Genomic DNA, 12,478 nt, shown 5'->3' with positions numbered 1-12,478 from the left:
TTTTCTGTCGGCTAATATATGCGCCCAAGACCTCATCTTCACAACGCATACGCGCACAGATCAGCCATGCGAACTTGGCATGCCACTATTTGATCTGCCTCATTGGCTTGCATTCTGCGATGTGGTGTTGTTATCGCTTCGCTGACCAGTCCGGCATCGCGTGATGCGGGCAAAGGGGACAAAAGGACGGCGAAATGGCGATCACCATCTACGGCATCAAGAACTGCGACACGATGAAGAAGGCGCGGACATGGCTGGACCAGAACGGTGTGAGCTATGCATTCCACGACTACAAGGCCTCGGGTATCGATCGCGACCATTTGCAAGCATGGGTCGATAAAGCCGGATGGGAAACTGTGCTGAACCGCGCCGGCACGACCTTCAAGAAACTCGATGAGGCCGATCGCCAGAATATCGATCAGGCAAAGGCGATCGAGTTGATGCTGGCGCAGCCGTTGATGATCAAGCGGCCGGTGCTGGAAGCGGATGGAAAGCTGCTGATCGGCTTCAAGCCCGAGATTTACGAAAACGCTTTCCCGGACGCCTGAGAATGTCGAAGACCACGCGCGCAACCCAGACCCTCGACAGGCTGAAAATCGCCTATACGACCGTCTCCTACGACTATGATCCCAATGCCGACCGGATCGGATTGCAGGCGGCGGAGGCGATCGGGGAAGAGCCGAAACGCGTGTTGAAGACACTGATGGCCGAACTTGATGGCAAGCCTATCTGTGTCGTGGTGCCGTCCGATCATGAAGTGTCGATGAAAAAGCTCGCCTCGGCCTTTGGCGGAAAATCCGCCCATATGATGAAGCCGGCCGATGCGGAACGCTTGACGGGTTACCATGTCGGCGGCATCAGCCCGCTTGGCCAGAAGAAGCTCGTACCGACGGCGATCGAAATCACCGCACTGGACGAGCCCTACATCTTCATCAACGGTGGGCAGCGCGGGCTGCAGATACGCCTAGTGCCCGCCGATGCGAAAGAGGCGTTGAAGGCGATCGCCGCTCCGCTGATTGCCTGACGACCGCATGTCCAAGACTTCAATTTTGCCCCAAAGCTCTCTAAGTCTAGCCTCACACGAATAATCGAGAGGCTGAGCCATGACCATCGTCCCGAACATCCAGACATCCATCGATCCGATCAAGCTTGAGAAGCTTGGCGAAGTCGCAGTGAGGGTGGGGCTTGGGTTGGAAAAGGGGCAGGACCTCGTCATCACCGCCCCGATCGCCGCGCTGCCGCTAGTTCGGTTCATCACCAAACACGCCTATATGGCAGGTGCGGGCATCGTTTCGGCCTTCTATTCCGACGAGGAAACGACGCTGGCTCGTTATCAGCACGCACCTGATGCCAGCTTCGACAAGGCCTCCGACTGGCTCTACGAGGGCATGGCCAAGGCTTATGAGAACGGTGCCGCGCGGCTTGCAATCGCCGGCGACAATCCGATGCTGCTTTCCGGGCAAGATCCGGCCAAAGTTGCCCGCGCCAACAAGGCCAATTCCATCGCCTACAAGCCGGCACTCGAAAAGATCGCCAATTTCGACATCAACTGGAACATCGTTTCCTATCCCAATCCCTCTTGGGCACGTCAGGTTTTTCCGGATCTGCCGGAAGATGCTGCCGTTGCCAAGCTGGCTGAAGCGATCTTCGCCGCCTCGCGCGTCAACGTCGCAGATCCGGTAGCAGCCTGGGCGGAGCATAATGCAAACCTTAGGAAGCGTTCGACCTGGCTGAATGGTGAGCGTTTTGCGGCGCTGCATTTCACCGGTCCCGGCACCGACCTGACCGTTGGCCTGGCAGATGGCCATGAATGGCATGGCGGCGCGTCCACGGCGAAGAACGGGATTACCTGCAACCCGAATATCCCGACCGAAGAAGTCTTCACCACGCCGCATGCGCTTAAGGTTGAGGGCCATGTATCGAGCACCAAGCCGCTCTCGCATCAAGGTACGCTGATCGACAATATCCGGGTGCGGTTCGAAGGCGGCCGCATTGTCGAGGCGAAAGCTTCGAAGGGCGAGGAAGTGTTGAACAAGGTGCTGGATACGGATAAAGGTGCACGCCGGCTCGGCGAAGTGGCACTGGTGCCGCATTCGTCGCCGATCTCGGCAAGCGGCATCCTTTTCTACAACACGCTGTTCGACGAAAATGCCTCGTGCCACATCGCGCTCGGCCAGTGCTACTCGAAATGTTTCCTCAACGGCGCTTCGTTGACGCCTGATGAGATCAACGCGCAGGGCGGCAATTCCTCGCTCATCCATATCGACTGGATGATCGGCTCCGACAAGGTCGATATCGACGGCATCAAGCCAGACGGTTCCAAGGTTCCGGTTATGCGCAAGGGTGAATGGGCCTAATCGGTCCCTTGCCAGTCAAAACAGCGGCGCAGCACATCTGTGCGGCGCCGTCATCATGTTGGGTAGGATTTTTTCGGCTCCCGTCGTCCCTTCGGCATAACATCTGTTGCCGGCTCACATTCTTTGCGGTGAAATCCCGGCGGGTGCTTTCTGCGACCCGCCAAAAGCTGGCTGATCTCTTTCACGAAGGAATACAGCATGCCGATTTTTCCGCATAAGACGATCCTCCCGATATTGCTTGCCGCCCTGTCCTTTTCACCCGCCTTGGCGCAGGAGCAAGGCTTATGGAAAGTTTATAATGACAGCCTGAAAGGCGCCAAATACGTCGACCTAACCCATACGATCACGCCGAGCATTCCGGTCTGGGCAGGTTTCGGCAAACCGAGCTTCGGCCAAGCTGCCGCCGGCACCGATCTTGAGGGTTATGCCAAGAAAGGCGAAACTTTTACCTTCGAAAAACACGGCTTTGCCGCTTCGACATACAATCTGACGACCGACCAGCTCGGCACACAGCTCGACCCTCCGGCACATTGGGCACCAGAATATGCGGCGATCGATGAGCTGCCTGCGACCTATGCCATACGGCCCCTGGTGGTCATCAACATCGAGGACAAGGTGAAGACGGATGCCGGTTATCATCTGCAGGTATCCGATATTAGCGATTTCGAGGCGAAACATGGCCGAATACCGGAAGGTTCTGTGGTCTTCGTCCGCTCTGGCTGGTCGAAGACATGGCCCGATCCGGCTCTTTCGACAGCTCGTCCATTCCCGGGCGTCGGGCTGGAGGCACTGAAATTCCTGCATAACGAGCGCAAGATCCTGTTTCACGGGCATGAACCGCTCGACACCGACACGACGCCCAACCTTGAAGGCGAATACTGGCTGATGCACAACGGATATGCCCAGGCGGAGGGCGTCGCCAATCTGGACAAGGTGCCGGAAACGGGCGCACTCGTCGCGATCGGGTATCCGAAATTCGGCGGCGGCGTGGGCGGCTATGCGCGCTACATCGCCATTTGCCCACCCGATTGGCCCCATGGCGTGACGATCGGTTCGATCCCCGAAGCGCCGCTGCAGAAGTTCGACAAGCCGCTGCATTTCGACGAACAGGCCGGCATGCGCGTGCGCTGATGTACCTGATCTCTAGCGCCGCGCTTCCTTCACCAGCGCGGCGCAAGCTTATTCGTCAAGCATCCGCAAATCATCACGACGGAAGCGGATAAGAACAGGCCAAGAAACATGGCTTTCCTCTGTGGTGTTCATATGAACCGGAGGGTTGTGAATGCCAGTGATTACATTTGCGAATACGAAAGGCGGCGCCGGCAAGACCACGATGGCGCTTGTTGTGGCCGGGGAGTTGGCAAAGCGAGGTTTTCGCGTTGCCATGCTGGACGCTGATCCGCAGCAGTGGGTTTCCCGCTGGATGGTGCGGATGGCGAAGATGCCGAAATTCTCGATCATCGCCGATATCGACGCCGACAATATCGAAAAGACGATCAAGGACCTGAAGAAGCGCAACGATTATGTGGTGGTGGACCTGCCCGGCGGCGTCACACCGCTGCTTGCCAAGGGCCTGGGGCTTTCCGACCACGTTTTCGTACCGGTCCAGGGTTGCGCGCTCGATGCCGCGGGCGGCGCGCAGGTGCTCGACATCCTGAAGAAGCTCAAAAGCGAATGCGACATCCATATCGCGCATTCGGTGGCGCTTACCCGTGTCAGTTCCATCATCACCACACGGGCGCTTCTTGCCGTGAAAGGCATGCTGGCGCAACAGGGCGTCCATGTGCTGGCAACTCCGCTGATCGAACGCGCTGCCTATCGTGACATGTTCGATGCCGGTACCCTGATCGATGCGCTCGATCCGGAAGCCGTCAGCAATCTTGCCAAGGCTCAGGACAATGCACGCTTGCTGGTCGACGAGATCGCGAAGTTTGCTCCCGTCCCCGTCAAGGTTCCGAAGACTGCCAAATCGACAGCGACTGCCAAGGCAAAGGCGGAGACACCCCGCAAGACAGCGGCTGCCAAGAAAGCCGCCTGATCCTATCTAGATCGGCTGGAACGTCCCCTTCCAGCCAATCAATTCAGAAGAGACTGCCCTGCTTCGGCGGCCCGGATGCGACATCGGGCTTCGGCGCTTTCTGCTTCGGCAGAACTGCAGCCGGAGCCGCTTGTCCGGGATCGCCCGAACCCGATGCTTCACCGGCAACCGCAAGGACACGGCCATCGGCAAACTCGATCGAAATCGCGCTGCCTTCCGCAACATTTGCGGCGCGCGTCAGGGCTCGATCCGCGCCATCCCGCACCACCGCATAACCGCGCTTGAGCACGTTCTTGTAGGAGAGTGACTGCAGCACGCGATCCTGCCCCGTCAGCACCGAGCGGCTGCGCGACAAGGTATGGGCAAGCGCCGTATCCGCCTGACGGATCAGGGCAGCCAGATGCTGACTCTCGCGCTGCAGATGGCCGGCCAGACGGGCAGGCAATGATTTCAACGAGGCGTCTATACGCGCCAGTCGCCCTTTTTCAGCGAGGATCTGCCGCTCCACGCAGCGATCTGCCCGCAAGAGCCGGTCGGCCAGAGCCTGCCGCTGCAGTGCCAGCCGGTTCGTCAGCAGGTCAAGCCGCAGCCCGGAAGAGGCACGCTCATACGTGCGGCGCTTGGCGATCGTCGTGCGTTCCAGCGAACGGCCCAAGCCGGCTGCCACCTCATCGAAACGCCGGCGGGGAAGCGCCAGCAACTGGTCGAGCGAGGGAAGTGCCCGCACAAGCGCGCGTAAGGATTGGCTGCGATGATCCATCTGCCGCGATGCGCTGCCGCGCAAACGCGCCGAAAGGTTTGCAAGCTGGGCATCAAGATCGGCCTTTACCGGCACCGCCATTTCGGCGGCCCCCGTCGGTGTCGGCGCGCGCACGTCAGCAGCATGATCGATCAGTGTCCAGTCGGTCTCATGGCCGACGGCTGAAATCAGCGGGATCGCACTCTCGGCTGCAGCCCGTACGACGATCTCGTCGTTGAAGCTCCAGAGGTCCTCAAGACTGCCACCGCCGCGGGCGACGATCAGCACATCCGGCCGCGGCATCGGATCACCGGGACGGACGGCATTGAAGCCACGGATGGCGGCTGCGACCTCCTCGCCCGAACCCTCACCCTGTACCTTGACCGGCCAGACGACGACATGGACGGGAAAACGGTCGGTAATGCGATGCAGGATGTCACGGATGACAGCGCCTGTCGGAGAGGTCACGACGCCAATGACACGCGGCAGATAGGGCAAGGGCCGCTTGCGTTCCTTGTCGAAAAGCCCTTCTGCTGCCAGCTTGCGGCGGCGTTCCTCCAGGAGCGCCATCAGCGCGCCGGCACCGGCGGGCTCCAGGTTTTCGATGACGATCTGGTATTTCGACGAGCCGGGGAAGGTCGTGACCTTGCCGGTGGCGATGACTTCCATGCCTTCTTCGGGGCGGAATTTCAGGCGGGAAAACGTGCCCTTCCAGACCACGGCGTCGATGCGCGACCTGTCATCCTTGAGGCTGAAATAGGCATGGCCGGACGAATGTGGCCCACGATAACCGGAGATCTCACCCCTGACGCGCACGTGATCGAAGGCGTTCTCGACGGTTCGCTTGATCGAACCGGAAAGCTCCGAGACCGAAAATTCAGTCAGATTGCTTTGTGCTTCGGGTGCGAACGTGCTGCTCATCTTTTTGTTCTAACCGATCGTCAGAAGGATTTCATCCGCCGGCATGCGGATTGATGTGGACGAGATGGAGAGCGGCACCGATCCTTTTTCCGTGCGTGCGTGCGTCCCCGGCCCGCGTGGCCGTGAGATAATCCGGGCAGTTCAACCGGAGAAACTGCGATGACCGATCCTTTTGCCAATACCCAGCCTTCTCTTTCAAGCCCCGCCTCCGCAGGAGGTGCCGTCACACCGAGCGAATCGACCACGTTTTCGGTTCCCAGCCGTGCGCTTTACGTCGGCAGTGGCGGCGATCTTGCGGTGCGGATGCTCTCCGGCGACGATCTCTCGTTCACCGGCGTATCGTCCGGCAGCTTCCTGCCGATCCGCGTGGTCCAGGTGCATTCCACGGGCACGACAGCGGGCGCAATCGTCGCATTGTTCTAATATGCGAACCAGACAATAATGGAACCCGACCAATGCTGCCGCGTTGCGTCCATATGGAGGAACGGACTTAGGTCGGAGGACAAGCGACCTAAGTCTTAACAGTGATCGGTCAATCGTAGCTAAAAAAATGACCCGCCGTTAGGCATGATGCGAAAGCATTCTTTAGAGGGTCGTAAGATATACGATCTCCGACACACAGGAAGGAGATCCGCCGTGTTATTTCTAACGGCAACAACCATTGGCCTCTTGGCCGGCATGACACGCAGTCTCGCGTCGATAATCGCGGCTGCATTGCTTATTCCCGTTGTCTTTTTTGTTGCTGCCCTCTTCGGCGCCACAAGCATGCTTGGCTTGCTTATCGCTATACTTGGTTTCAACTTCGGACTGATCAATCTGGTCGTCGCGGCTGCGTTCATCCAGTCATTCCGTCACGCCTGACTTATTTCGGATCAGCTTCGTTAACGACAAAAAGCTGGAATCTGCCATCCGATCGGACCGGCGAGAGATAGGTCGGCAACTCGCCTCGCGCCAATGATGCGTAGAGGCCATCACGGTAAAGCTCGATAAGATTTTCGGTTTGCGGATCGTTTCTGCAGAATGCAAGTGTGGTTACGCCCGCATTTTTGAGCAGTGCGAGTGCATCATCCGGCTTTGCCATGCCAATTTGAAGTTCGGCCAGCATGCCACCCTGGTTGCGATGATAGGGCGCGGCCAGAACCCGATGCTGCGTAAACCTCAAGATACCCGCACCACGATTTGAAGGCGCGGCAATCATTCCCGGCGGAAGACCGCGAAGCGCCGCCATATCTTGGGCATCGCCGCATGTATTGTCTTCATCGGCGTTCTCCATAGCCAGGACGTCCATGCTGGCAGAACCGATACCCTGTTTCAGGATGACGCCACCCAGCCCCCAGACGACAGGGACGGAGGCCAACGTCGCGACGACAAATCCAAGATTGATCGAAATACTCTTCGGATTGTCTCGCGCCTTTTTCTGAAGATCGGCAATCAGCAATGCGAGCGGCGGAATGCTCAGGAGATTTGCGAAAAGGCTGCCACGGATCTGGACCAGAGCAACCGCCCAGCTCGCAGAAACAAGCGCCAGAAACAGGAGATGCAGGCCACGATCGTCACCGCGCCAGATGCGTAAGGCACAGGCGAAGACAGCGAACAGTCCGACGACGTAAAAACCTGCAATGGTTTCCGGAAACTGCTGCATCTGTGCGGTTATGGATTGCGCCTCGGTGACGTGATCCAGCCAGAGCTCAACCAGTATGGGATCGAGATTGGCGAGCGGACTGCCAAGGCATTGCGGCGCGATGAGCAGAGCCAATGCGCCAATAATCGTGCCAAGGACGAAGGACGCGGCGAGCCTGATACCCATCCCGGCGCGCGCCGGAAGGCAGGCAAGGCTGAAAAGCCCAGCCCCTCCCAGCGCGGAGAGGGAAAAGAAGCCGAGTGAAAGGTTATCGCAGGTCACAGCGGCGTATGCGCTTGGTGGGATCGTCGCAAAAAAAGCAGCCGTGATAGCAAGTGCGAGAGAAAGGCCGAATGCGCGCGCAGCGGAAGCAAATACGGCCCCTTGCCAAATCCAGCGGGCAGCGACGCAGACACATACAATGGCAACAAAAGGCGTGGTTTCCGCTCCTATGGCAATTGCCAGAGCAGTAGCGATCCCGGCGACCGCGTGGCCCAACGTATTTCCACGGCGATCTGCCAGAAGTGCAGTGATCCCGATTGCCAGAACAAGCTGGACATTGTGATGGTCAAGCGCGCCCGGACGGAACTTCATGCAGGTAAAGACATAGAGTGCACCTAGGCCAAGCGCGATATGCATCACCCGTGGTCCATCGGTCGCTCCACCCATACGCCGACCAGCGAAACCGATGGCGAGCAGAAGCGGGCCAATGAGCAGAAGCGGCCAGACACTGGCCGCTACGCCTTCGGCCATCTCTACAGGCATGAACAGCGAAAACAGCTTGATAAGTCCGCCGATCGGAGCGTCGATGAAGCGGGACCAGTGCATCAAGGTGCCGCCGGAAAGGCCGAGACGGTACTGCATAAGGTCGAACCAGCCCTGGCCACCAAGCCAGTCGCGAACTTCAACCAATCGCATGACATCGTCGTTGTCGGGGCCGATCAGATCCTTTGCTTTCGGCAGGGAGATAAGTGCGACGGCGCCGGCAGTCATCAGCCAGTAAAGTGCGACTGCAGGAAAAAGCCGGGACAGAACGGAGGCTGAAGCAGGCACGGCATGCTGCCGGGACATCTCATCTGTCGTCGTGTTCATCATTCACACTTGTTTTGAGCAGTTAAAGTAAGTCCCGCAACCTAAACTTAACCTTCCCAAGAAATAGTAAAGCAGACAGGGCAGGCCGTATCTGCACTGGATTTTCCGCGTACAGAGTGAAAATCATGAGTGATACTTCTGCCGGTGATCATGCCAGCGCACATGCCGGCATTTTGGCGGGCTCCATTTCCGGTGATCTGTCGATTGCAGTCCTGATCCCCTGCTATAACGAGGCATCGACGATCAGCGATGTCGTGAATGGCTTTCGGGAGGTTCTCCCGACTGCGCGCGTTTACGTCTACGACAACAATTCCACCGATGGCACCGCGCTGAAAGCAATGTTGGCCGGCGCCGAGGTGATGCGCGAACGCCGCCAGGGCAAGGGCCATGTGGTGCGCCGCATGTTTGCCGATATCGAGGCCGACCTCTACATCATGGCGGATGGCGACGGCACCTATTCGCCGAAGGATGCCGAAGAACTGATCCGTATCCTGCTCACAGAACGCGCCGACATGGTCGTCGGCACCCGCCGCGGCGTGCATGCGGATGCCGGGCGCCAGGGCCATGCCGCCGGAAACCGGCTGTTCAACATTCTCTATCGCGCCATTTTCGGCCGCGACTTCACCGATATTTTCTCCGGCTACCGCGCTTTTTCCCGCCGCTTCGTCAAAAGCTTCCCCGCCGTTTCCGGCGGCTTCGAGATCGAAACGGAAATGTCGGTTCATGCATCTCGGCTGAAACTGCCGGTCACCGAGATCGAACTCGATTACGGGCGGCGTCCGGAAGGCTCGCATTCCAAGCTTTCGACCTATCGGGATGGCGGAAAGATCCTCTGGATGTTCGCAATGCTGATGAAGGAAACGCGGCCCTTCGCCTTTTTCGGCGCGATCAGCTCTGTCTTTATGGCAATGAGCCTGATCTTCATGACACCGGTCCTGATTTCCTATTTCGAAACGGGACTTGTCGAGCGCATGCCGACTTGGGTCTTCTCGCTGGTTCTGATGGTATTGTCGTCGCTGATGTTCACCGCAGGACTCATTCTCGATTCCGTTTCACGGGCGCGTGCCGAACAGTTGCGCATCCACTACATGAGCCTGCCGCTGCAGAGCCGGACCAACTCAACACCAATCAACGAAACCTTCGTCGAGACGTCGGCTCAACGGGGCGGCAAGAGCGCGGCATGAGGCGGATGGCCTGGTTTCTGTTTGCGGGTGGAATCGGCTTCCTGATCGATGTCGGCGTCAACCACCTGCTGTTGACCTATACGCCGATCGGGCCGTTCCTGTCGCGCATACCGGCGATCATGGCCGCCATGAGCTTTACATGGTTCGTCAACCGCAACTGCACCTTCGACCCCTCCCCCCACTCTCTCGCGGTGGAGGGAATTCGCTACTGGACTGTCGGCATCACGTCAGCGCTGATCAATTACGCAATCTATTCTGCCCTGATCGCCCGCGCGCCGATCCAGCCGGCGGTCGCGATTGTTTTTGCGTCCGCGGCTGCGACGGTCTACAGCTTCTTCGGTTATTCCCGCTTCGTGTTTCGCCACAAAAACTAGGTTTTATACCGTCTCCCAGCCATCGTGTTCGCCGGCGCGATAGATCGCGTCGATGAAGCGCTGGTTCTTTACCGAGCTTTCCAGTGTGACGATCTCCGAAGCTTCGCCAGCGACAGCCTTGGCAAAGGCTTCCGTCTGGCGGCGATATTGCCGGCTGTCGGGAAAACGGAAGACTTGCGAGACATTGTGCTTCTGGTTGTTCAGTTCGATCTCTTCCGCGCCATAACGATCCGCGTTGAAGGGCGACTTCACCTCGATGAACCCTTCCGTCCCGTGGAAGACCATGACCTGCCGGTTCGCCATCTGGGTGGCGATGTAGAAGCTCAATTCAAAACCGCCGAAATCCGCCTTGACGCTTGAATAGATGTCGGTGCCGAAATCCGGGTCACGGCGCACGACGGCCTGAACACGCCGGGGCTCTTCGCCGGTGGCAAAGCGGGTAACGATCGTCGGATAAACGCCAATATCCGGCAGCGCACCACCGCCGAGTTCGGGGATATTGCGCATATTGCCAGCATCGCGGTTGAAATAGCTGAAGGCGCCCTGGACGTGTTTCAACTCACCGATCGCGCCATCCTTCAACAGTTCCCGCACCTTGTGCCAGACCGGCGCATAGGTGACCATGAAGGCTTCCGATACAATAACCTTGTTGCGGTCGCGCGCTTCGATCAGAGCATCCAGTTCCGAGGCCTTTAACGCCAGGGGCTTTTCTACCAGAACATGCTTGCCGGCATTGGCGGCCTTGATCGACCATTGGACATGCTGGCTGGTCGGCAGCGGAATATAGACGGCATCAATCACGTCGGAGGCGAGCATCTCTTCGTAGGAACCGAAGGCATGCGGCACGCCGAAACGATCGGCCAGCGCCCTTGCCTTTGTCACATCACGGCTAGCGACCGCCGTGATCACCGCATTCTCGGCATCCTGTATCGCCGGCATAACGGCATCTCTTGCAATCTTGGCTGTCGACAAAATCCCGAAACGCAGCATGACACTCTCCCTTTGCACATGTTTTCGCCAGCTTAGGGTGGCGACGGGAGAGGTTCAATGCGCGCTTTTGGCTTTCTTGAAAAATGAACCCGAGGCGCAAAATAATGGATTGCAGCCTCACCGTTTGCGGGACTAACCTCCAACTCCCCACCGCTGACGATCTCAAAATCAAAAATAGCTGGAGATATCCCATGGAGTTGCGCAAACTCGGCCGGACCGGTCTTTCCATTTCCCCTGTCGTGTTTGGCGGCAACGTGTTCGGCTGGACCGCCGACGAGAAAACTTCGTTCGATCTGCTCGACCGCTTCTTCGAAGCAGGCTTCAACACGATCGATACGGCGGATGTCTATTCGAAATGGGTCGATGGTCATTCCGGCGGCGAAAGCGAGACGGTTATCGGCAAATGGCTGAAGCACGGCACGGTTGCCCGCGACAAGGCGATTGTCGTCACCAAGGTTGGCCATCCTTCGATGGATGACCGAAAACTCAAGGCAAGCTGGATCGTCGAGGCCGTCGACAATTCGCTGAAGCGCCTGCAGACCGACTATATCGACCTCTATCTCTCGCATTTCCCGGATGACGAGACGCCGCATGAAGAAACGCTCGGCGCCTATGCAAAGCTGAAGGAACAGGGCAAGATCCGCGCTATCGGCTGCTCCAACTACAGCGCCGAACAGCTGAAAGCCTCGCTCGATGCTGCCGCGAAAGATGGCCTGCCGCGCTACGACGTGCTGCAGCCGGAATATAATCTCTACACCCGCGACAAGTTCGAGGGTGCGCTTGCCGATCTCTGCATCGCGGAGGATATCGGCGTGATCAGCTATTATGCCCTTGCTGCCGGCTTCCTCACCGGCAAGTACCGCAAGCCGGAGGATGCGACGGGCAGCGCCCGCGGCTATCGCATTCCGGACTACCTGAACGACAAGGGCACAAAGGTGCTGGCAGCGCTCGATCAGGTCGCAGCCGAGACTGGCGAAAGCCTGGCTGCGATCGCGATCGCTTGGGTCACGGCACGCCCGGGCATCACCGCACCGATTGCCAGCGCCACCAGCCTCAGGCAGCTCGACGCGATTATCGCGGCCGGCAAGCTGACGCTGACCGATGCCCAGATGAAGCTGCTCAACGACGCTGCATGAGGAGGGCGGCTGACGTCATCGTGACC

General features: G+C 58.6%; 13 protein-coding genes. 10 read left to right on the top strand and 3 right to left on the bottom strand.

The features are described 5' to 3' along the window. Window positions 1-194: 194 nt before the first annotated feature. The 5 genes from JZX87_RS07545 to JZX87_RS07525 all read left to right on the top strand — a co-directional run bounded on the left by JZX87_RS07545 (window position 195) and on the right by JZX87_RS07525 (window position 4,395). A complete protein-coding gene (locus tag JZX87_RS07545; protein WP_206824954.1) occupies window positions 195-548 on the top strand; it encodes an ArsC family reductase in 354 nt (117 codons plus the stop codon). A 2-nt stretch (window positions 549-550) separates the two neighbouring features. After that, a complete protein-coding gene (gene ybaK / locus JZX87_RS07540; protein WP_206824953.1) occupies window positions 551-1,024 on the top strand; it encodes a Cys-tRNA(Pro) deacylase in 474 nt (157 codons plus the stop codon). Between the two features lie 79 nt (window positions 1,025-1,103). Next, a complete protein-coding gene (locus tag JZX87_RS07535; RefSeq protein ID WP_206824952.1) occupies window positions 1,104-2,357 on the top strand; it encodes an aminopeptidase in 1,254 nt (417 codons plus the stop codon). 198 nt (window positions 2,358-2,555) lie between these two features. Beyond that, entirely contained in the window at window positions 2,556-3,488 is a 933-nt protein-coding gene (locus tag JZX87_RS07530) for a cyclase family protein (protein WP_206824951.1), read from the top strand. A 151-nt stretch (window positions 3,489-3,639) separates the two neighbouring features. Further along, window positions 3,640-4,395, top strand: coding sequence for an AAA family ATPase (locus tag JZX87_RS07525; protein WP_206824950.1), 756 nt, complete (start codon window positions 3,640-3,642; stop codon window positions 4,393-4,395). A gap of 43 nt (window positions 4,396-4,438) precedes the next feature. Here JZX87_RS07525 and xseA read toward each other — a convergent pair whose 3' ends face one another. Further along, complete coding sequence (xseA, locus tag JZX87_RS07520) at window positions 4,439-6,055, bottom strand: exodeoxyribonuclease VII large subunit (RefSeq protein WP_206824949.1); 1,617 nt, start codon at window positions 6,053-6,055, stop codon at window positions 4,439-4,441. 159 nt (window positions 6,056-6,214) lie between these two features. Here xseA and JZX87_RS07515 point away from each other — a divergent pair, with 159 nt between their 5' ends. Continuing rightward, window positions 6,215-6,478 (top strand): spike base protein, RCAP_Rcc01079 family, encoded by a 264-nt coding sequence (locus JZX87_RS07515; RefSeq protein ID WP_206824948.1) that lies wholly within the window; start codon window positions 6,215-6,217, stop codon window positions 6,476-6,478. A gap of 213 nt (window positions 6,479-6,691) precedes the next feature. Continuing rightward, the gene (locus JZX87_RS07510) at window positions 6,692-6,916 is read left to right on the top strand and encodes a hypothetical protein (RefSeq protein ID WP_183823684.1); all 225 of its coding nucleotides are present in this window, start codon (window positions 6,692-6,694) and stop codon (window positions 6,914-6,916) included. Between the two features lies 1 nt (window position 6,917). Here JZX87_RS07510 and JZX87_RS07505 read toward each other — a convergent pair whose 3' ends face one another. Then, window positions 6,918-8,768, bottom strand: a complete 1,851-nt coding sequence (locus JZX87_RS07505) for a hypothetical protein (RefSeq protein WP_286194214.1) — start codon at window positions 8,766-8,768, stop codon at window positions 6,918-6,920. A 125-nt stretch (window positions 8,769-8,893) separates the two neighbouring features. On the opposite strand from JZX87_RS07505, the gene JZX87_RS07500 reads away from it, so the two are divergent. Next, window positions 8,894-9,952 (top strand): glycosyltransferase, encoded by a 1,059-nt coding sequence (locus tag JZX87_RS07500; protein WP_404945341.1) that lies wholly within the window; start codon window positions 8,894-8,896, stop codon window positions 9,950-9,952. Beyond that, window positions 9,949-10,326 carry a GtrA family protein gene (locus JZX87_RS07495; RefSeq protein ID WP_206824947.1) on the top strand — a complete coding sequence of 126 codons (378 nt, stop codon included), beginning with the start codon at window positions 9,949-9,951 and terminating at the stop codon, window positions 10,324-10,326. Before JZX87_RS07500 ends, JZX87_RS07495 begins: the two co-directional genes overlap by 4 nt. Before the next feature lie 3 nt (window positions 10,327-10,329). Here the strand turns inward: JZX87_RS07495 and JZX87_RS07490 are convergent, their stop codons facing one another. Further along, window positions 10,330-11,316, bottom strand: coding sequence for a Gfo/Idh/MocA family protein (locus tag JZX87_RS07490; protein ID WP_206824946.1), 987 nt, complete (start codon window positions 11,314-11,316; stop codon window positions 10,330-10,332). Between the two features lie 191 nt (window positions 11,317-11,507). Between JZX87_RS07490 and JZX87_RS07485 the strand changes: the two genes are divergently transcribed. Then, window positions 11,508-12,452 carry an aldo/keto reductase gene (locus JZX87_RS07485; protein ID WP_206824945.1) on the top strand — a complete coding sequence of 315 codons (945 nt, stop codon included), beginning with the start codon at window positions 11,508-11,510 and terminating at the stop codon, window positions 12,450-12,452. Window positions 12,453-12,478 lie beyond the last annotated feature (26 nt).

The sequence above is a fragment of the Agrobacterium sp. Ap1 genome, from assembly GCF_017313375.1.
In the GTDB taxonomy this organism is placed as follows: domain Bacteria; phylum Pseudomonadota; class Alphaproteobacteria; order Rhizobiales; family Rhizobiaceae; genus Neorhizobium; species Neorhizobium cellulosilyticum.
Note: the sequence above shows the minus strand (reverse complement) of the source record. Positions and strands in the feature narration are given on the sequence as shown.